15 protein-coding genes are annotated in these 21,210 nt (G+C 59.8%); 11 read left to right on the top strand and 4 right to left on the bottom strand.

The features are described 5' to 3' along the window. Positions 1 to 13: 13 nt before the first annotated feature. On the bottom strand, positions 14 to 1,006 hold the full coding sequence (locus H9Q16_RS09340; protein WP_191075031.1) for a hydrogen peroxide-inducible genes activator: 993 nt from the start codon (positions 1,004 to 1,006) through the stop codon (positions 14 to 16). Positions 1,007 to 1,102: 96 nt separating this feature from the next. Here H9Q16_RS09340 and katG point away from each other — a divergent pair, with 96 nt between their 5' ends. The 4 genes from katG to H9Q16_RS09320 all read left to right on the top strand — a co-directional run bounded on the left by katG (position 1,103) and on the right by H9Q16_RS09320 (position 8,275). Continuing rightward, complete coding sequence (katG, locus tag H9Q16_RS09335) at positions 1,103 to 3,292, top strand: catalase/peroxidase HPI (RefSeq protein WP_191075030.1); 2,190 nt, start codon at positions 1,103 to 1,105, stop codon at positions 3,290 to 3,292. Between the two features lie 304 nt (positions 3,293 to 3,596). After that, entirely contained in the window at positions 3,597 to 6,002 is a 2,406-nt protein-coding gene (locus tag H9Q16_RS09330) for a GcvT family protein (protein WP_191075029.1), read from the top strand. After that, positions 5,999 to 7,543: a trimethylamine methyltransferase family protein gene (locus H9Q16_RS09325; protein ID WP_191075028.1), complete on the top strand. Its 1,545-nt coding sequence runs from the start codon at positions 5,999 to 6,001 to the stop codon at positions 7,541 to 7,543. The genes H9Q16_RS09330 and H9Q16_RS09325 overlap by 4 nt, the downstream gene beginning before the upstream one ends. Positions 7,544 to 7,636: 93 nt before the next feature. Further along, positions 7,637 to 8,275 (top strand): TetR/AcrR family transcriptional regulator, encoded by a 639-nt coding sequence (locus tag H9Q16_RS09320; protein WP_343067811.1) that lies wholly within the window; start codon positions 7,637 to 7,639, stop codon positions 8,273 to 8,275. Positions 8,276 to 8,351: 76 nt separating this feature from the next. On the opposite strand, the gene H9Q16_RS09315 is transcribed toward H9Q16_RS09320, so the two are convergent. Then, positions 8,352 to 11,774 (bottom strand): indolepyruvate ferredoxin oxidoreductase family protein, encoded by a 3,423-nt coding sequence (locus tag H9Q16_RS09315; RefSeq protein WP_191075027.1) that lies wholly within the window; start codon positions 11,772 to 11,774, stop codon positions 8,352 to 8,354. 134 nt (positions 11,775 to 11,908) lie between these two features. On the opposite strand from H9Q16_RS09315, the gene H9Q16_RS09310 reads away from it, so the two are divergent. From H9Q16_RS09310 to H9Q16_RS09300, 3 genes are all read left to right on the top strand, one after another. Beyond that, positions 11,909 to 12,358, top strand: coding sequence for an Lrp/AsnC family transcriptional regulator (locus tag H9Q16_RS09310; protein ID WP_191075026.1), 450 nt, complete (start codon positions 11,909 to 11,911; stop codon positions 12,356 to 12,358). A gap of 65 nt (positions 12,359 to 12,423) precedes the next feature. Beyond that, positions 12,424 to 13,536, top strand: a complete 1,113-nt coding sequence (locus H9Q16_RS09305; RefSeq protein WP_191075225.1) for an S-(hydroxymethyl)glutathione dehydrogenase/class III alcohol dehydrogenase — start codon at positions 12,424 to 12,426, stop codon at positions 13,534 to 13,536. Positions 13,537 to 13,601: 65 nt separating this feature from the next. Continuing rightward, the gene (locus tag H9Q16_RS09300; RefSeq protein ID WP_191075025.1) at positions 13,602 to 14,786 is read left to right on the top strand and encodes a benzoate/H(+) symporter BenE family transporter; all 1,185 of its coding nucleotides are present in this window, start codon (positions 13,602 to 13,604) and stop codon (positions 14,784 to 14,786) included. Here the strand turns inward: H9Q16_RS09300 and H9Q16_RS09295 are convergent. Further along, positions 14,783 to 15,322 carry a TetR/AcrR family transcriptional regulator gene (locus H9Q16_RS09295; RefSeq protein WP_191075024.1) on the bottom strand — a complete coding sequence of 180 codons (540 nt, stop codon included), beginning with the start codon at positions 15,320 to 15,322 and terminating at the stop codon, positions 14,783 to 14,785. The genes H9Q16_RS09300 and H9Q16_RS09295 overlap by 4 nt on opposite strands. 112 nt (positions 15,323 to 15,434) lie before the next feature. On the opposite strand from H9Q16_RS09295, the gene H9Q16_RS09290 reads away from it, so the two are divergent. The 4 genes from H9Q16_RS09290 to H9Q16_RS09275 are packed head-to-tail and all read left to right on the top strand — an operon-like array spanning position 15,435 to position 19,550. Then, positions 15,435 to 16,211, top strand: a complete 777-nt coding sequence (locus H9Q16_RS09290) for an SDR family NAD(P)-dependent oxidoreductase (RefSeq protein WP_191075023.1) — start codon at positions 15,435 to 15,437, stop codon at positions 16,209 to 16,211. Between the two features lie 31 nt (positions 16,212 to 16,242). Continuing rightward, a complete protein-coding gene (locus tag H9Q16_RS09285) occupies positions 16,243 to 16,701 on the top strand; it encodes a (2Fe-2S)-binding protein (protein ID WP_191075022.1) in 459 nt (152 codons plus the stop codon). A gap of 3 nt (positions 16,702 to 16,704) precedes the next feature. Further along, entirely contained in the window at positions 16,705 to 18,939 is a 2,235-nt protein-coding gene (locus H9Q16_RS09280; protein ID WP_191075021.1) for a xanthine dehydrogenase family protein molybdopterin-binding subunit, read from the top strand. Further along, on the top strand, positions 18,939 to 19,550 hold the full coding sequence (locus H9Q16_RS09275) for a hypothetical protein (protein WP_191075020.1): 612 nt from the start codon (positions 18,939 to 18,941) through the stop codon (positions 19,548 to 19,550). The genes H9Q16_RS09280 and H9Q16_RS09275 overlap by 1 nt, the downstream gene beginning before the upstream one ends. A 22-nt stretch (positions 19,551 to 19,572) precedes the next feature. On the opposite strand, the gene H9Q16_RS09270 is transcribed toward H9Q16_RS09275, so the two are convergent. Next, complete coding sequence (locus H9Q16_RS09270; protein WP_191075019.1) at positions 19,573 to 21,126, bottom strand: trimethylamine methyltransferase family protein; 1,554 nt, start codon at positions 21,124 to 21,126, stop codon at positions 19,573 to 19,575. Positions 21,127 to 21,210: the final 84 nt, after the last annotated feature.

The following is a 21,210-nucleotide window of genomic DNA, read 5'->3' as shown; positions in this document are numbered from 1 at the left end:
GTCCTTCTTTGGGTCACGCGATTAAGACTGCATACCATTGCCAAGGCAAGCGCCGGAAGTTTGAAAATTCCACACCAAATTCTTCAAAGAATGCGTCTTGCGCCACGGGTTTTTCATGCACCGTGCCCGCTTGTTTCACGACCATGGCGATGTCGCGCAACTGCCTTTCCAGCGGCGAGGTCTTTCGCCAGACCATGCCGATCGTGCGCGACGGCTGTTGGCCCTTGAACCGGGTACAGTCCACCGCTGCAGATCGCGTTTCAACGGCTTTTGCCATGCTGGGTATCATCGTGACCCCGATGCCCGCGCCGACCATTTGCACCAGCGTGGCTAACGAACTGCCGTCCAACCCGTCGCGCGGCAGCTTGGGACCGGTGTTGCAGAATGCCAGGGCCTGCTCGCGAAAACAGTGACCCTCTTCCAGCAACAAGAGGCGCATCTGGCGCAAATCTTCGGGCCCGGGTGCCGGTTCTTTTTGCTCTGTCGCGGGTCGCACCAGCAGAAAATCCTCATCAAACAACGGCATTTCAGCAAGCCCGGGCGCCGTGACGGGCAGCGCCACCAGCGCACAGTCGATCTTGCCTTGGGTCAGTTCCTGAACCAGCCGGGGCGTGAGCGTTTCGCGCACATGAATGTCCAGGCCCGGATGACTTTGGCTCAGATTGCGCAGCACCTGGGGCAAAAGATAGGGCGCGATCGTCGGGATGATTCCGAGCCGGAAGCGGCCCACAAGTTTGCCCTGTGCTGTGCGGGCAAAATCGCCCAGCTCATCCACGCTGCGCAAAATATCCCGGACCCGTACGGCCAGCGCTTCGCCGAAATGCGTCAGGCGGACCTGCCGCGCGCTGCGCTCAAACAAAGAGGTGCCTAACTCGCGCTCCATCTCCTTGATCTGCACCGACAGGGCAGGTTGCGATATCGCACAGACTGCAGCCGCATTGCCGAAGTGGCGGTGTTCTGCAAGCGCTTCGAAATAGCGCATCTGCTTGAGCGTCAGGTTTGTCATAATCTCAGGTTATCGCTGCAATCAGTTTTTACAACTTAAACCCGCCCAACCGATTTGTTAGAACCATTCCAAATAAATCCAAAACAGGAGAGTATCATGGACGGCAACGACACCCCTCAAGGCGGCAAATGCCCGGTCATGCACGGTCGTGCAGCGCATGTCAGCAACGATCTGCGGTCGAACAAGGACTGGTGGCCAAACCAGCTTAACCTCAAGATCCTGCACCAGAATTCTCCGCTGGGCGATCCCATGGGCGATGACTTCAACTATGCTGAAGAATTCAAAAAGCTGGATTTGGAGGCTTTGAAGAAAGACCTCGCCGCGCTGATGACAGATTCGCAGGATTGGTGGCCGGCAGACTATGGCCACTACGGCCCGTTCTTTATCCGGATGACATGGCACTCTGCCGGGACGTACCGCACGGCGGACGGCCGTGGCGGCGGCGGCGCTGGTCAGCAGCGTTTTGCGCCGCTCAACTCATGGCCGGACAATGGCAACCTCGACAAGGCGCGCCGCCTGCTGTGGCCGATCAAGCAGAAGTACGGCAATCAGATCAGCTGGGCCGATCTGATGATCCTCGCCGGCAACGTCGCGATGGAGACGATGGGTTTCAAGACATTCGGCTTTGCCGGGGGGCGCGCCGATGTGTGGGAACCCGAAGAAGATGTCTACTGGGGCACGGAAACCGAGTGGCTGGCAGATTCCAGCGCGCCCGGCAGCCGGTATTCAGGTGAGCGCGATCTGGAAAACCCGCTTGCTGCGGTGCAGATGGGTTTGATCTATGTGAACCCCGAAGGGCCCGATGCCAACCCCGATCCGTTGCTGTCTGCGCGCGACATTCGTGAGACTTTTGCCCGGATGGCGATGAATGACGAAGAGACCGTGGCACTTGTCGCCGGTGGCCATACCTTCGGCAAAGCGCATGGTGCGGGGGATGCGAGCCTGGTGGGTACGGAACCCGAGGGCGCTGACATTTCCGAGATGGGGCTGGGCTGGACCAACGGATTCGAGAGCGGGCGCGGCGTGCACACAACCACCTCCGGTATCGAAGGTCCGTGGACCGCCACGCCGACACAGTGGGACATGGGCTATTTCGACGTCTTGTTTGGCTGTGATTGGGAGCTGACGAAATCCCCCGCAGGCGCCAACCAGTGGCAACCCAAGTCATCCGATTGCCCGCAGGCCCCGCAGGTGGACGGCAACGGCACGGTGCCACTGATGATGACCACTGCTGACATGGCGCTGCGCATGGATCCCGACTACGAAAAAATTGCACGGGACTATCATGCCAACCCCGATAAATTTGCCGATGCCTATGCACGGGCTTGGTTCAAGCTGACGCATCGCGATATGGGTCCCAAGGACCGCTATCTGGGCAGTGAAGTGCCATCAGAAGATCTGATCTGGCAGGATCCGGTCCCGGCTGGCAGGGCAATGTCTGACGCCGAGATTGCCACCGCCAAGGAAAAGATCATGGCCACAGGCCTCAGCGTTTCCGAGCTTGTGGGCGCGGCCTGGGCGTCTGCCGGGACATTCCGGGGGTCTGACAAGCGCGGCGGTGCCAATGGCGCGCGCGTGCGCCTCGCCCCGCAAAAGGACTGGGACGTGAACCAGCCCGCGCAGCTGTCCAAGGTGCTTTCCGCCCTGCAAGGTGTGCAGGCCGACACCGGCGCTTCCATGGCTGATTTGATTGTGCTGGGTGGTGCTGCCGCGGTTGAGAAGGCGGCAAAGGATGCCGGTCACGACATCACGGTGCCTGTCAGCACCGGTCGAGGCGATGCCAGCGCCGATCAGACCGACACCGAAAGCTTTGATGTGCTTGAGCCCGAAGCCGATGGCTTCCGCAACTACCTCAAGGCCGATTATGCCGTGCCCACCGAAAAACTGCTGGTCGACCGCGCGCAACTTCTGACGCTGACCGCACCCGAGATGACGGTGCTGGTGGGTGGTATGCGGGTGCTAGGGGCCAACCACGACGGCGCGGCGCATGGTGTCTGGACGGACACGCCCGGTCAGTTGACCAACGACTTTTTCACCACGCTGATGGACATGAGCGTTGAATGGGTCGCAACCGATGACAAGGGCGAAGTGTTTGAAGCGCGCGATCGCAACACTGGTGAGGTCAAGCGCACCGGCACGCGGGTCGATCTTGTCTTTGGCTCCAACAGCCAGTTGCGGGCGCTGTCCGAGGCCTATGCCCAGGACGATGCCAAAGACCGTTTCGTCCAGGACTTTGTCAAAGCCTGGACCAAGGTTATGGACGCGGATCGCTACGATCTGGCATGAGTTGTCTTCTAAATGTGGAAAACGGCACTCGCGCAATCGGGTGCCGTTTTTTTGCGCGCAGGCCAGCACAATGTGTTTTCTGGGATTGGGCGCAACTCGCCAAACAGCGAGTATTGGGGTCTAAATCTGCTTTGCGGTTACAGCTTCCCATCTGGATTTCGCATTGTGAGACGCCTGTTTCGCCCCTCAAACGAGCTCAATTCGACATCCAATAGCCGAACACGGCATGTGATGTCGCGAACGGTCTTGACCCGCTACTGGACAGGAGTGTCTATTCCAAGCTGATCATGGGGAGAATAGCGCTATGAAATCGCATTATAGGGTAGTCGTCATTGGCGGGGGCGTTGTTGGGGCATCGGTCCTTTATCATCTGGCCAAGATGGGCTGGACTGATGTCGCACTTGTCGAACGTTCGGTTCTGACCGCAGGCTCAAGTTGGCATGCGGCAGGCGGCATTCATGCGCTGAATGCCGATCCCAATATTGCGCAGCTTCAGGCCTATACGATCGATCTGCTGAGCGAGATCGAAAAGGAATCCGGCCAGAGTATCGGACTGCACATGACCGGCGGTCTGACGATGGCAGGTACGCCGGATCGGTGGGAATGGCTGCAGTCGGCCTATCGTACGTTTCAGTCCATTGGCATTGAGGACTGCCGCCTTGTTACCGTGGAAGAGGCGGTCGAACTCAACCCCATCATGTCCGGTGACGGGCTTTTGGGTGGTATGTGGGCTGACCGTGAGGGGTATATCGACACCACTGGCACCGTGCATGCCTATGCGGGGGCTGCCAAAAAGTATGGCGCAGAGGTGATTGAACACAACCGCGTACTTGAGCTGAACCAAACGCTCGAAGGCTGGGAGGTGGTGACCGAGAAGGGTACGATTTCGTGCGAGCACGTAGTCAATGCAGCGGGTCTGTGGGCCAAGCAGGTAGGGCGCATGGCGGGGATTGAGCTGCCCGTTTCACCACTTAAACACCATTACTTTGTAACAGACACCGTGCCGGAACTGGCAGATCTGGACTTTGAGGTGCCGATGACCGTCGACCTGGAAGGGTTCACCTATACCCGGCAGGATCAGAACGGATTGTTGCTGGGGATCTACGAGGTCAATACCGAGCATTGGGCGATGGATGGCGCGCCTTGGGATTACGGGATGGAGCTGTTTCAGGAGCAGACGGACCGCATCGAAAATGAGTTGATGATGGGGTATGGTCGCTATCCCGCGCTGGAAAACGTCGGTATCAAGACCTGGGTCAACGGGGCGTTCACCTTTTCGCCTGACGGCAACCCGTTAGTGGGTCCAGTGCCGGGTAAGCGCGGCTATTGGAGCGCTTGCGCGGTCATGGCGGGCTTTTTGCAGGGCGGGGGCGTCGGCAAGAGCCTTGCAGAATGGATGATCCATGGCGAGCCTGAGGCGGATGTCTACGGCATGGACGTGGCGCGTTATGGCGTCTGGGCAGAGAATAAGCAGTACATCAAAGAAACCACAGGACAATTCTATTCCCGCAGATTTGTGATGACCTATCCCAATGAACAACTTCCTGCCGGGAGGCCTTTGAAGATGACAGGGATCTACAGCGATCAGGATGCTGCGGGGGCGGTCTGGGGGCAAAGCTGGGATTTGGAAGTGCCTTTGTATTTCGCACCTGAGGGATTTGAAGAGACCCCGTCGCTTAAGCGGTCCAATGCGCATGACATCGTGGGCGCGGAATGTCGCGCCGTGCGCGAAGGGGTCGGTCTTCTGGACATCACCGCTTTCTCGCGTTTCGAAGTCACAGGGCCAAAGGCGGAAAGCTGGCTGGATAAGCTGATGGCATCAAAGTTGCCGACGCCGGGGCGTGCCAAGCTGGCGCCGATGCTGGGTCATGACGGGCGGCTCAAGGGCGATCTGACGGTATTCAACTGGGGCGACGGCCGCTATTGGATCACCGGTTCCTACTACCTGCGGACATGGCACATGCGCTGGTTTAACGACCACATGGAAGACGGCGTGCATGTCCGTGATCTTGGGGACGAAATGGCGGGGTTGTCACTGTCGGGGCCAAAATCACGCGACGTGCTGCAGACCGCGCTGACTGATGGCGATGCCGATTCCCTCAGGTTCATGGGCTGCGCGCAGATGGATGTGGGTCTTGTCCGCTGCCATGTGGGCCGGCTGAGTGTCGCAGGCGAGCTTGGTTTCGAGATGCATTGCCGCGCGGGTGATCTGAAGGCGCTTCGGGACACGCTGCTGGCGGCCGGTGCGGATCACGGCATTATCGAATATGGCTTTAACGCGCTGCTCAGCCTGCGGCTTGAAAAATCCTTTGGCATCTGGTCGGCGGAATTCACGCAGGGCTATACGCCGGGACAGACAGGGATGGACCGCTGGATCGACTGGTCCAAGGACTTCATCGGCAAGCAGGCGGCAGTCAAGGAGCGCGACGCGAATGCGCCGACCAAGCTTTTGGTTACGCTCGAAGTCGACGCGGACGGTGCGGATGCGGCAGGGTACGAGCCGGTCTGGGCGGGCGACAAGAAAATCGGGTTTGTCACCTCAGGCGGCTACGGGCATACCGTCGGAAAATCAATTGCCATGGCGCTAATCGACCCGGAACACACCAGCGAAGGAACAGCTCTTTCGGTGCATGTGGTCGGAGTCCAGCGACAGGCGACCGTTATTCCGGCATCGCCTTATGATCCCTCCGGCGTTGCGATGCGCCGATGACCAACCGTGGGACACGGCGAGGCGGTCGTCGGGGCGCAGCAGCGGCTGCGGCATCGGGTGAAAACGCGCGTAAGGTTGACTATCACAACCTGCGCAATCCGTTTCCGCCGATGTCGGTATTTTCCGATGATGAAATCGCTAACATGCACGACACCGCATTGCGCGCGCTGGAAGAACTGGGATTCAAGGTCCTGCTGCCTGAGGCGGTCGCGTACTATAAGGCCGCGGGCGCGCGGGTCGAAGATGACATGGTCTTTCTGGGCCGCGAGATCGTCGAGGCGGCCATCACCAGCGCCCCGCGCAGCATCGTTGGCCGCGCAGGATCGCGCGAAAAGGATATCACACTGGAACTTGGTCGGCTGGTGTTCCAGCCTGGTGCGGGTGCGCCGCATGCCACCGATCTGGTGCGTGGACGTCGCCCCGGTTCTGCCCAGGATTTCCGCGAGTATACCCAGATCGCAAACCATTTTGACGTCTTCCAGATGATGTCTCCCTCGGTGGAGCCACAGGACGTGCCGACGCATCTGCGTCATTATTTCACCACTGAGACAGTGCTGATGCTGACCGACAAGTTTCCGTTCGTTTTTGCCCGCGGCACCCCGCAGGTGATGGAATGCTTCGAGATGATGCGTGATTTTCGCGGGCTCGATGATGCCGGTTTCGAGGCGGCCCCCCATTGCTACACCATCATCAACACCAACAGCCCCCGCACGCTCGACATTCCCATGGCGCAGGGGCTGATCGATTTTGCCCGGGCGGGACAGCTGTCCATTGTCACGCCCTTCACGCTGATGGGGGCGATGGCGCCGATCACTGTTGCAGGGGCGATAACGCTCAGCCATGCAGAGGCTCTCGCGAGCATCACGCTGACGCAACTGGCTCGGCCCGGCGCGCCGGTCTGCTATGGCACGTTCACCTCGAACGTTGACATGAAATCCGGCGCGCCTGCCTTTGGTACACCGGGCCATTTTCAGGCTTCCGTCGCTGCCGGACAACTGGCGCGACAGGTTGGCTTGCCATGGCGCTCTGCGGCAGGGTCGGCCGCCAATCTCAACGATGTGCAGGCAGCAAATGAGAACCAGATGGGATTGTGGGGATGTCTGATGGCTGGGGCAACGGTGGTGATCCATTCGGCAGGCTGGCTGGAAGGAGGACTGAGCGTCTCGTACGAAAAACTGATTACCGATGCTGAGGTGTTGAACATGGTCGCAGAGCTTTGCGCCGGGGCGCAGGCCGGGCCGGACGAGATCGGGTACGACAATGCGCTAAGCCATGTGGACCCCAGCGGACATTTCTTTGCAGCGCCTCAGACGATGGCGCGGTATGATACCGCTTTTTATGACCCCATCGTGCATGATTACGCCAACTTCGGCACCTGGACGGACCGGGGCGCAGAGGACATTAATGTGCGGGCGACGCGCTATTGGCAGGACATCCTGGAAAAGGACGTGCGACCGGACGTGGACGGCGACAAGCTTGCGGCCTTGCAGGACTTTATCGCGCGACGTACCGAAGCGGGCGGCGCGCCGCCGGAAAGCTGATGGGGACGCTGAGAACCGGGTCCAGGCGCTGCCGGGTCCTGACTTTAGACCCTTCAAGCGCCAATTGGCGATCGCACGAGGGAAGGTAGACACGTGACAGATCCAACGCCGCTTTATGGCAACACCAAAGTCACCCGTGCCGATTGGCTGACCGTCGCGATGGACCTGCTGGTCAGTGAAGGCGTCGGCGAGGTCAAGGTGCTGTCGATCTCAGAGCGTCTTGGCGTCTCGCGGTCATCTTTCTACTGGTATTTCAAAAGCCGTCAGGATCTGCTCGACGCCCTGCTGAAGAGGTGGGAACAAACCAATACCGGTCAGTTGGTGCGACACGCCGAGATGCCGGCAGCCACAATCACCGAGGCGGTCTGCAACACTGCAAGATGTTGGGTCGATACCGCACTTTTCAATCACAAGCTCGACTTCGCGATCCGCGAATGGGCGCGCCGCGATGGTGCCGTGCGGCGCGTGATCGACCAGACCGATGCAACCCGGGTAGATGCGTTCACCGCCATGTTCGAAAGGTTTGGCTACGGCTCTGATGAGGCCGAGGTACGGGCGCGCGTAATGTATTTCATGCAGGTAGGATACTACGCACTTGAGTTGTCAGAGCCGCTGGCAGAACGCATGAAGCGCGTGCGCAACTATGTGCTTAGCTTTACCGGGCAGGAAGCGAAGGATGCTGAGGTGAATGCGCTGATCGCCTATGCGATCCAAGCGCAAGGTCGGGACTAAGCACCGAGACAGACGGCTGTACCTCACGCGGGGTTTTTGCATACAGACTGCGTTGCCATGCCGTCTGCCAGCGTGGCTATGCGGCGATCGGGTTGTGCTGTTGCAGCCGCGCAGAAACCTCTGCCTGAACCTTCTCAACCGCCTGTTCCTTGACCGGCCCATATCCGCGGATTTCCATCGGGGCGGACAGGATCGCCAACCGCTCGGTCTCCGGAATATCTGCCTTGAGGACCAGCTCCATCACCTCATCAAACCAAGCGATCAGCGCGACCTCCAACCGCCTGTCTGCGCTATAGCCAAATATATCCGCCCACGTGCCGCGCAGCGCCTTCATGCGTGCCAGAACCTTGAAGGCGTGGCCCATCCATGGCCCAAATGCCCGTTTGAAAGGCCGCCCGCGCGTGTCCTGCCCGGTGGGCCAGATCGGCGGTGCAAGGTGGTATTTGACGCGGAAACCGGGTTCAAAGCTTTGTGCGATCCACTCAGCAAATCCGGTCTCGCTGTGCAGGCGGGCCACTTCGTACTCATCCTTGTAGGCCATCAGCTTGAACAGCGATTTGGCAGCAGCCATGACCAGCGCATCTGACCCCGCGCCAAGGGCGGTCGCGAAACTGTCCAATCGGTCCTTGTAGCGTTGCGCATAGGCCGCGTTCTGATAATCCGTCAAAAAGGCCATGCGGCGATCGATGAGACCTTCGAGGGTTTCGCCGCTGGTAGCTTTGTCTTTTTCCGACAGGGCATCGGGCCGCTCTGCCATGATCCGCCCGGCGGCAAATGCCGCCTTGTTCCGCGCGGGCACCACGCCATTGAGATCAATCGCCTGATAAAGGGCGGTGCGCGAGACCGGGACTAGGCCCTTTTGCCAGGCGAATCCAAGCATCATCACATTGGCGAACACGCTATCGCCCATCAGCCGCTCAGCCATGAGGTTGGCATCAAATGCCGCGACATGATCGGCCCCGACCACCTGCGTGATCCCGGCCTCACGCGTGTCGATGCGCAAATCGGCGTCCCGGTTCAATACCAGATCACCGGTCGGCATCTCGGCCCGGTTCAGGACCACTTCCGTTCCCCGACGGTAATGGGCGGATGCCTTGGGCGCTGAACTGACAACCATGTCGCAGCCTATCACCGCGTCAGCAGAGCCTTGATCAACACGCACCTGATGCAGATCTTCCGGGCGCGCCGCCAGCCGCACATAGCCCAAGACAGTACCAAACTTTTGCGCAAAGCCCGTGAAATCAAGCACGCTGGCGCCTTTTCCTTCCAGATGAGCGGCCATTGAAATTAACGCGCCCACTGTCACAACCCCCGTGCCCCCCACGCCTGTCACGAGCAGATTGAAGGGCTGGGCGAGGTCGGGCAGGGCGGGCTCTGGCAGGTCGGCAACGAGCGCATCCAGGTCGATATCCGGGCCTGTTACTTTCCGGCGTGCCGCCCCTTCAACGGTGACGAAAGAGGGGCAGAACCCATTCAGACAGGAATAATCCTTGTTGCAGGTGGACTGATTGATCTGCCGCTTGGTGCCGAATTCCGTTTTCTTTGGCTCCACACTCAAACAATTGCTTTCCAGCGAACAATCGCCGCACCCTTCACAAACCAGATCGTTGATCATCACAAACCGCTGGGGGTCTTCCATGGTGCCGCGCTTGCGGCGGCGGCGTTTTTCGGTGGCGCAGATCTGTTCGTAGATCAACACGCTTACGCCCGGAATATCGCGCAGCTCGCGCTGTATCGTATCGAGATCACGGCGGTGGTCGAAAGACGTCCCCGCTGGAAAATCTGTCTTCAGGAACTTTTCCGGCTGGTCGGAGACGACCGCAATCCGTTCAACCCCCTCGGCACGGCAGGTCTGCGCAATGGCTGACACGCTGACGGGTCCATCCACGGGCTGCCCGCCGGTCATGGCAACGGCATCGTTGTAAAGGATCTTGTAGGTAATGTTTGTCCCCGCCGCGACCGCCTGGCGAATGGCCAGCGAGCCCGAGTGGTACCAGGTGCCCTCACCAAGGTTCTGGAACACATGCTTGCCGCCATTGAACAGCGATGTGGCAATCCACGGCACCCCCTCACCACCCATCTGGGCAAAACCGGCGGTTTCACGGTCCATCCAGCTGGCCATTACGTGGCAGCCGATCCCGGAATTGGCCGATGACCCTTCTGGCACTTTGGTGGATGTATTGTGAGGGCAACCCGAGCAGAAATAGGGCGTTCGTGTTGCCCCTTCGACATTGAGAAGCTGTGGTGGTTGATCGGTCAGGGCGCGCGCCTTGTCCATCAAACCCTCGGCGGGAAAGAACGCGTCAAGCCGCGCGGCGATGAGGGGCACCAACGCAAGCGGCGACAGCTCTCCGGTCCAGGGCACCAGCGGGTCGAGTTTCTCGTCATGTTTACCCACCATCCGCGCGGGCTTGGAGCCCGGCCAGTCATAGAACGCTTCTTTCAGTTGGCTTTCGATGATCCCGCGCTTTTCCTCAATTACCAGCACCTCACGCTTGTCTTTGACGAACTGCAGGGCATCCCTGCGGGCAAGGGGCCAAACCATCCCGATCTTGTAGATGTCGATTCCCAGAGCCTTGCACCGATCCGCATCCAATCCCAGCAGGCGCAGCGCCTCCATTGTATCAAGATGCCCTTTGCCGGTGGTCACGATCCCGTAAGGTGCCTCGCCCGTGCCATAGATGTGTTGATCAATTGGATTCGCCTCGGCAAAGGCCTGTACGGCTTCAAGCTTGTCGTGAATGCGGGCCTCGATCCCGGGGGAAGGCAGATCGCCCAAGCGCACGTGCAAGCCGCCCTGCGGTGCTGTGTAGTCGGGGTGCTCAAAGTTCCGGTCCGCGTGCAGATCGACCGATGCACCACTTTCCACCGTCTCGGAAATCGCCTTGAAGCCTACCCACGTGCCGCTGAAGCGGGAAAGTGCAAATCCGTATTCCCCGAACTGCTGGTATTCGGCGACAGAGGCCGGATTCAGCGTTGGCATGAACCACGCCATAAACGCTACGTCAGACTGGTGCGGCATTGACGACGAAACGCACCCGTGATCATCACCCGCAACTACCAGCACCCCGCCCTTGGGCGCTGAGCCATAGGCATTGCCGTGTTTGAGCGCATCGCCGGACCGGTCGACGCCCGGGCCCTTGCCGTACCACATGGAAAAGACACCCTCGACTTCCGCATGCGGGTCAAGGTGCGCTTGCTGTGCGCCCAGAACGGCGGTGGCGCCAAGATCTTCGTTCACTGCTGGCATGAATTTGACCCGCGCCTCATCCAATCGTTTTTGGTTGCGCCACATTTCCTGATCCAGACCGCCCAGAGGTGACCCGCGGTAGCCGGAGACAAAACCCGCCGTGTTCAGCCCGGCATCCCGATCGCGTCGCGCCTGGTCCAGCATGATCCGCACCAGCGCCTGCGTGCCGGTCATGAACACCCGGCCTGTCGGACGGGCATAGCGGTCATCCAACTGGTAGGTCTCAAAGGTGTGGTCGGCTTTGGTCATGGTGTTCTCCTTGCCTGACAAGATAGCGCAGCAGCGGTGGAATTGCGCTTCTAAACTCGGATCGAATGCGGTAAATTGCGGGTAAATTGACCGCTTCAAGTTCCTTGATCGGAAAATATGTCCGGAGCCGCAAAATGGATTCGATTGATCAAGAGCTGATATATCTTTTGCAAACCGACAGCCGACTGCCCAACGCGCAGCTTGCTGACAAGCTGAACATCTCTGCCTCTGCCTGCTGGCGGCGCGTCAAAGCCCTGGAAGACTCCGGAGTTATCAGCCGCTATGCGGCCATCGTGGATCCTGCCGCGATGGGTCGTGGGTTCGAGGCCATCGTGCACGTGCACCTGACCCGACATGACAGTGACGCGCTGACCCGGTTCATTGATGCGGTGCGCCAACGCGATGAGGTGACAGAGTGTTTTGCCACGACCGGGCAGGCGGATTACCACTTGCGGGTGCTGTGCCGGGATATCGACTCTTACAACCAGTTTCTGGAAGGTTTCTTGTTTACCCAATCGGTCGTCAACTCTGCACAGACCAATGTCATCCTGCGGCGGATCAAAGCGAACGCGCCGATCCGGTGATGCCTTGACAAGCAGGCCTGTGCCGGGGCTTCCTGCCGCAAAGGAAACTGGGAGGAACCACCATGATGAAAACCCGCGCCGCCGTCGCCATGGAAGCCGGCAAACCGCTTGAAATCATGGAGGTGAACCTCGAGGGCCCCAAAGCGGGCGAGGTTCTTGTCGAAATCAAGGCCACCGGCCTGTGCCATACAGACGAGTTCACCCGCTCAGGCGACGATCCCGAAGGCATTTTCCCGGCCATTCTGGGCCACGAAGGCGCCGGCGTGGTACTGGAAGTCGGCGAGGGCGTCACGACGGTAGAGCCGGGCGATCACGTGATCCCGCTTTACACCCCCGAATGCCGCGAATGCGAATACTGCCTGTCGGGCAAGACGAACCTGTGTCAGGCGATCCGTGTCACCCAAGGGCAAGGTCTGATGCCCGATGGCACTACCCGCTTTTCGCTGGAGGACGGCACGCCGATCTATCACTATATGGGCTGTTCGACCTTTGCCAATCACACAGTCATTCCCGAAATCGCGCTGGCCAAAGTGCGCAAGGACGCGCCGTTTGACAAAATTTGCTACATCGGCTGTGGGGTAACGACAGGTATCGGCGCGGTCATCAACACCGCCAAGGTAGAGATCGGCGCGCGCTGTGTCGTCTTCGGGCTGGGCGGCATTGGCCTGAACGTCATTCAGGGGCTCAAGCTGGCCGGTGCAGACCAGATCGTGGGCGTGGACCTTAACGACGACAAGGCAGAGATGAGCCGTTATTTCGGGATGACGGACTTTGTGAATCCCTCAAACATCGACGGCGATCTGGTGGCGCATCTGGTCGAATTGACCGGGGGAGGCGCGGATTATTCCTTTGACGCCACGGGCAACACCAAGGTCATGCGTGATGCGCTGGAATGCGCCCACAAGGGTTGGGGCGAAAGCATCATCATCGGTGTTGCACCCGCTGGGGCCGAAATATCGACCCGTCCTTTCCAGCTGGTGACCGGCCGCGTCTGGCGCGGCACCGCCTTTGGCGGGGCAAAGGGGCGTACAGATGTGCCCAAGATCGTGGACTGGTACATGGGCGGCAAGATCGAGATCGACCCGATGATCACGCACAAGCTATCTCTGGATGAGATCAACCACGGTTTTGATCTGATGCATGAGGGCAAATCAATCCGCGCCGTTGTCGAATTCTAGGGCATGACGCGTTTGATCTAAATCGAAAGGCCTAGTCTCTCCCAAGGTCGAACGCGCCTTTCGCTATGACAGGCCCAACAAAACCGCCGCATGCCGGATTCCCTCCGGCGCAGACAGTGGCCACCGGTTTGGTGGTGGCTATCGTCGGTTTTTTCAGCTCGTTTCCCATCGTCCTTCAGGGTGTCTATGCGATGGGCGCAACAGATGCGCAGGCGGCGTCGGCGCTGATGATGGCGGCAATTGCGATGGGACTGACAGCCATCGGCCTGGCCCTATGGTTTCGCGCGCCGATCTCTGTGGCCTGGTCAACACCGGGGGCGGCCTTGCTTGCGGTTCTTGCGGTGCCCGAGGGTGGGTTTGCCGTGGCCATCGGCGCATTTGTTTTCGCGGGTCTGCTTTGCCTGCTGGCCGGGCTTTGGCGGCCCATCGGACGCTTTGCAGCGAACATACCGCCAGCCTTGGCACAGGCCATGCTGGCGGGTGTGCTGTTGCCGATCTGTCTTGCCCCGGCTCGCGCGTTGCCTGAGATACCCCAGTTCGTGATCCCGATCTTTCTTGCGTGGTTGCTGGCCGGATGGTGGAACCGGCTGGCGGCCGTACCGGGGGCAGTCGCGATGACCGCCGTGCTGGTTGCATGGTGGGGCGGGGTTCCGGATGTGGCAATGACCGGCCTGATCACAGTCCCGGTCTGGACAACACCGCAGTTCACACTGGCATCTGCCATAAGCATTGGCGTCCCGCTTTTCATTGTAACAATGGCCACGCAGAACATCCCCGGCATCGCGATCTTGCGCAGCAATGGTTTTGCACCACCAGCAGGGTCGATGCTGGCAGGCGTAGGGGCGGCCTCGATCATCTCGGCACCCTTTGGGGCCCACAGCACCTGTCTTGCGGCAATCACCTCTGCGATGTGCGCAGGAGAGGAGTCGCATGCCGACCCGGCGTTACGTTTCTGGTCAGCAGTTGTTGCGGGGGTAGGGTATTGTCTCTTTGGGCTTTTTGCGGGTCTCGTCACGGCCTTCGCCGCCCTGGCGCCACCGATGGTCGTGGCCTCGTTGGCGGGGCTGGCGCTGATGGCCGTGCTGGCAAATGCGGCACAGGCGGCCTTTACGCAGGCGGCTGACAGGGATGCAGCGGTGGTGACGCTGTTGATCACCGCATCGGGGATCACGCTATTTGGGATCGGTTCGCCGGTCTGGGGATTGTTGGCGGGCGCCGTTGTGTACCTGGTACGCCGCGCGCCACACTAGGCAGGGTAGGTCAACGCTGTCTCAAGCAAATGCCGCACCTGTGATTCATAATGCGGGCTTGCGACGGTTATGCCCTCCAAATGCAATGATTTCTCTGCGACGCTGAGCCCAAGTGCGGCTGCCATGAACAACGCGGCACGCTCTGAGCTGCCCAGCAACGTTGCCAGAGGTTGTTGTAATTGCTCGGCCTGGGCTGCACGCACAAGATCTCCCACGTCGTCATCATGGGCATTCATCGCAATCATGCGCATCATGGAGGGCTCGTCCCCCTCGCGTGGCGCGCTGACAAACATGCTGACAGCCGTATCGACCAGGGCCTCATGCGACTTTGCCTCAAAGTTTTCTATGGCGAATGCCCCGACAAGCGTGGCTTCGAACAACCCTTTTTTGCCGCCAAAGTAACGTGACACCAACGCTACATCGACCTTCGCGGCCTGTGCGATTTCGCGCAGCGAAACCGATCTGTACCCGCGCATCCACATCAGGCGCCGCCCTTCGGTCAGCAGTTTTTCTCGGGTTGCATCCGCTTTTTTCATACCGTTTTCCTATAGATATCCGCCCAGTTGTCAATGCGTGTTGACTTTGCGGGGGAATCCCTTATTCCTCATGTCAACACTTGTTGAATTCTATGATTGGAGGCCCTCTAGAATGTCTAATACAGCACTCGTCACTGGCGCATCGTCCGGCATCGGCACAGAAATGGCACGCTATCACGCCCGCAAAGGGGGCGATGTGATCCTCACAGCCCGCAGCGAGGGCAAACTGAACGACCTGAAGGCAGAGCTTGAGGCAGAGCATGGGATCGCGGCGCATGTCTTTGCGCTGGACCTTGGCGCGGCAGGCGGCGCTGATGACCTTTGCAAGCGTGTGGACGAGGCGGGTTTGCAGGTGGATGTGCTGATCAACAATGCCGGCTTTGGCGGGCATGGCCGACACATCGACCGCGATCTGAAACAAGAACAGGCGATGATCGATCTCAACGTCAAGGCGCTGGTCACTCTCACGCATCATTTCGGGGGCAAGATGGCAAAGCGGGGCAAGGGTAAAATCCTGAATGTTGGCTCAACGGCGGGCTTCATGCCGGGGCCAATGCAGGCGATCTATTTTGCGACCAAGGCATTCGTCAAATCCTTCAGCGAGGCGGTCGATCACGAATTGCGCAAGGATGGTGTCACATGCACCGTGCTGGCACCGGGATACGTGAGAACCGGATTTGCTGAAGCTGCTGATTTAGACGGCACGAAACTGGTGGCCCAAAAGGGCGCCACAGCCAAAGAGGTCGCAAAGCATGGCTATGATGCCATGCGGCGCGGTGATCTGGTGACGGTCAATGAACGCGGTCTTGGCTTTATGGTGAACTGGATCATTCCGTTGTTGCCGCGACGTTGGGTGTTGAAAATGGTTGGCGACATGCAGTCAAAATAGCGCAGTCGGCCGGGTCAGGCGGGAGAAAACAATGAAGCTGCGGGTCAATGGAAAAGATCACCACGTCGATGTCGAAGACGACATGCCGCTCCTTTGGGTGCTGCGGGATGAATTGGGCCTGATGGGTACCAAATATGGCTGTGGCATCGCCCAATGTGGGGCCTGTACGGTGCATATGGACGGGATTGCGGTACGGTCGTGCCAGTTGGCCGCCGCAGACGTGGACGGTGACATCACCACGATTGAAGGGCTGGGTACACCGGAAAGCCTGCATGCGGTGCAGGAGGCCTGGGTTGAGACGCAGGTCGCCCAATGTGGTTACTGCCAGTCGGGGCAGATCATGCAGGTAGCCTCCTTTTTGGATATGAACCCAGAACCCACGGACGACCAGATTGATGCGGCGATGAGTGGAAACTTGTGCCGCTGCGGGGCTTACCCACGCATTCGCGCGGCGATCAGATCAGCTGCTGGCAAGATGGCGGCGGCGTAAGGGATGGGGCGCGCAAGAACCATCGCAAGACGGACTTTCCTGACCGGAGCGGTGGCCATCGCCGGTGGCGTTGCCTTTGGCACCTATCTGGTTCGGCGTGATCCCCAGAATCCGCTGGCGGATGGGTTGGGGCCGGGTGCCGCGACTTTCAACCCGTGGGTCAAAATTGATGCTCAGAAGATCACGCTCATCACGCCCCATGCCGACATCGGGCAAGGCGCGGTTCACATGCAGGCAACGCTGCTGGCCGAAGAGCTTGATCTGGACCTTGGCCAGTTCGACACCGAATTCGGGGAACCGGCACCGGCCTATCATAACACCGCCCTTGCCGGAGAGGGCACGCCCTATCGCATCACAGATCAAGGGGTCGTGGCCCGCGGGACGCTGGCCACCATCGGCGGTTTGGCCAAGATCATCGGTCTTCAGGGAACCGGGGGCTCCAGTTCGGTAGCTGACAGTTTCGACAAGCTGCGCGCCGCTGGCGCCACCGCGCGCGAGACGCTCAAACTAGCGGCAGCGCAAAAGCACGGGGTTGAGGGTGCCGACCTGACGACCAAAAGCGGTGCGGTCATCCTGCCGGATGGCACCGCCATCCCCTATGTCGATCTGGCGGCGGATGCAGCGGCCATTGATCCTGTCCGCGACGTTCCTCTGCGTGCGGCCAGTGACTGGCGGTTGATCGGCAAACCGACGCAGCGCAGCGACATTCGTGCCAAATCGACTGGCACTCTATCTTACGCGATCGATTTGCAGTTGGACGGTATGGTGCATGCCGCCGTGCGGCTGAGCCCGCGACGTTCTGGTGTCAGGTCCTTTGATGCCGAAGCCGCCAGGACGATGCGCGGTGTGGTGGATGTTTTTCCGATCACCAACGGGCTGGCGGTGCTGGCGGACAACACGTGGCGTGCCTTTCGCGCAGCTGAGGCCATTGACGTGACATGGCAGGATGCAGCCTATCCCGCAGAACAGGCGGATCACTGGAAGGCGGTCGAGGCATCCTTTACGGATGCGCACCTTGATACCAGCTTGCGGGACGATGGCGATGTTGAGAGTGCGTTGGCGGCCGATGCTGTGCGCGCCGAATACCGTGTGCCCTATGTGGCTCATGCGCCGCTTGAGCCGATGATGGCGCTGGTCCGGGTGACGGATGATCAGGTCGAGGTCTGGACGGCACATCAATTGCCACGTGTTCTGCAGCAACAGGTTGCGGGTGTAACCGGGCACAAGTCCGGTCAGGTTGTGTTGCACAACCAATATGCAGGCGGCAGTTTCGGAAACCGGTTGGAGTGCGAGTATGTCGCCGTCGCGGCAGAGATTGCCAATCAAGTCCGTGGCACCCCCGTCAAGATGACGTTCCGCCGGGAAGAAGACTTTGCGCAGGATTTTCCCCGTCCGTTGGGGATGATGCGTGGTGCGGGGGACGTTGACAGCGGTCAGGTGCGCGCGCTGGCGCTGGACATCGCGTCGCCCTCGCCAATCGGGAGCATGATCGGCAGGCTGGGATTGCCGCAGGCTGGGCCCGACATCCAGATCCCTGCAGGCGCATGGAATGCCCCTTACGGTATCGAGAATTTTCGTGTGCGGGCCTACGCGACGCCCGGTGTGGCGCCTGTATCCAGTTGGCGTTCCGTCGGGGCATCTGGCGCTGGGTTCTTTATCGAAGGGTTCTTGGACGAAGTGATTCATGCCGCCGGCGCGGATCCGCTGGAAGAGCGCCTGCGGTTGTGTGACTGGGACGTCGCGCGAGGCACGCTTGAGGCGGTTGCAGAGATGTCAAATTGGGGGGAATCCTTGCCTGAAGGCAAAGGGCGTGGCGTGGCCATGGTCGAAAGTTTTGGCGTGCCGGTGGCCGAGGTAGTCGAAGTGACCGATACCCCTGATGGCATCAGGATCGACAAGGTCTGGGTCGCGGCGGACGTCGGAACTGTTGTGGATCCGGTCAACTTTGAAAACAACGTCCAGGGCGCTGTCGTGTGGGGGCTGGGCCATGCCATGAATTCCGAGATCACATATAGTGACGGCATGGCAGAACAGAGTAATTATCACGCCGCCGAGGGGATGCGCTTATATCAGGCACCTCAGATCATGGTGCGCGGTCTGGAAACACATTTTGCAGTGCGCGGCATCGGAGAGCCGCCCGTTCCGCCAGCGGCCCCGGCCCTTGCGAATGCAATTTTTGCGGCCACCGGCATGCGGCTGCGCGAAATGCCGTTCAACCGTCACGTGAGGTTCATCTGATGCGAATTCTCCTGATCGCTGGCCTGCTTGCTGCGGCGGCCCCGCTGATGGCTGCTGAAGATCAGGTTGTGATCAGTCCCCCAGCAGAAGGGTCGGTCAATTTGGAAACGGGCCTTGCGGCGTGGGACCGCATCTATGAGGTCGCGTCGCACCCGCGCTGTTCCAATTGCCACGTCGGCGACAGCGACCAACCCATGTGGTCAGGTCCCAGCTACGGTGCACCGCGCCCGCATGGCATGAACATCCGCGCCGGCGACAGCCGCATCGGTGCAGAGACAATCCCCTGTCGCACCTGTCATGTCACCAATGAGACCGGCGGCAACGATATGCCCCACGGCGCGCCTCAGGTTGCTGATGCCTGGCAATTACCCCCAGTCGAAGCCGATTGGTTTGGACGGACCAGCGACGAGATCTGCGCACAACTGCGCGATCCGGAGCGCAACGATGGCCGCACCTTCATGGAACTGGCCGACCATCTGGGACACGACGTCATCCTGCATTGGGCATGGAATCCCGGCGGGACACGCGAAGCTGCGCCCTATTCACTGCAAGAGCATGTAGATGACCTGCTGATCTGGGGTGTGGCAGGTATGCCGTGCCACTTCGACTGAACGTATCTGGGTTCAGCGGGGATCAATAGCTCTGGTTCAGTTCATCCGCCGCAGGGATTTCGCTCTCGCGCCGGGAAATATAGGCGCGCAATTCCTCGTCTTTTGCGATGTCCAAGACCGGCTCTTGATAGTTTTGCAGCAGCATTTTGGCCTGGGTCAGCGCGCGTTCGGTAATCTCCACGGCGCCTTCGGCTTGCCATTGCTCGATAGAATTGTTGTCAAACATCTCTGGCATGAAAAACGCTGTCTGGAAGTTTTCCTGCGTGTGCGGGTGGCCCAGATAGTGCCCGCCGGGACCGACATCTGGCACTGCGGCGAGAGCATCGTCGAAGTCATCGAAATTCACACCTGAAGCCATGCGGTGGGCCATCGCGCATTGTTCGGCATCCACGATAAACTTGGCAACCGAGCAATGCATGCCCGCCTCGTTCCAGCCAGCGGAGTGCCAAATGTAATGGGCGCCTGCGTGCATGACGGCAGAGAGCGTTGTCGCGCTTTCGTAGCCAGCTTGCGCGTCAAACGTCTTGGCTCCGCCCAGCGTGTTTGAAGTGCGCCACGGCACGTCATAGAACCGCGCCATCTGACCAATCATAAAGTTCATCAGGGAAATCTCTGGCGTGCCCGCCATCGGAGCGCCGGATTTCATTGAGACAGTGGACAGGTAATGGCCATAGATCGCAGGCGCGCCGCGGCGGATGACCTGCGTATAGGCTAGCGCGCTTAAGGCTTCCGCATTCAGCTGTGCGACCGAGGCCGCGACAGAAGCCGGCGTGTTGGCCCCACCCAGCACGAAGGGAGAGCAAAGCACAGGCTGGTTTGCGCGGGAAAACGCGCGCATGGCCCCCAGCATGGTTTCGTCCCACACCAGTGGAGAGTTGCCATTGCAATTGCCCGTCACAACCGGATGGCTTTCAATGAAGTCCGCCCCAAAGAGGATCCGGCACATATCAATGACATCCTCAGCGTTTTTGGGTGACGTGGTCATTCCCATGAACGTCTTGTCAGAGTGTTTCATCGACGAATAGGTGATGCGCAGGTGGCGCTGGCTGATGGGGTGGTCGTAAGGTTCCACGATGTGGTGAGCGGAAGAATGCAGCGCTGGTAGCATGTGGGCGAGCTTGTGAAACATCGCCAGATCATCAAGCGTCGGGTTGCGGCGTACATCCTCCAGATCCCGCAGATAGGGTGCGCCCGTCATGGGAACGAAGATGGACTTGTCACCACCCAACGCCACGTTCTTTTTTGGGTCGCGTGCGTGGTAGGTAAATGTCGCAGGGATCGTCGCAATCAGATCACGCACCAGCCCCCGGTCAGGAAAAACCCGATCACCTTCCACCTTTGCACCCGCTGATTTCCAGTCGGCCAACGCGATGTCATCCCGAAAAATGACACCGATGTTTTCCAGAATATCCATCGAGGCCGCGTCGATCCGCTCCACCTGACTGCCTGTCATGATTTCGCAGGTCGGTATCTTATTGTGCAGACCCGGCAGCATTTGAAAGTCAGGTGCCGCGCGCAGTGCGCGCCGTGCAGCGCGGCCACCTGAGCGTTTGCGGGGCAGGGCATCGATGGTCATCACAGCGCTCCAGGTTGTCGGTCAAAGACAAATTGGCACATGAGCGACATCTTTGCTTGTCCACGCGCGAACACTGCGGCGCAA

The sequence above is a fragment of the Sulfitobacter aestuariivivens genome (assembly GCF_014763045.1).
Taxonomy (GTDB): domain Bacteria; phylum Pseudomonadota; class Alphaproteobacteria; order Rhodobacterales; family Rhodobacteraceae; genus Sulfitobacter; species Sulfitobacter aestuariivivens.
The sequence above is the reverse complement of the archived record's forward strand: the minus strand, read 5'-3'. Positions and strand labels throughout refer to the sequence as shown.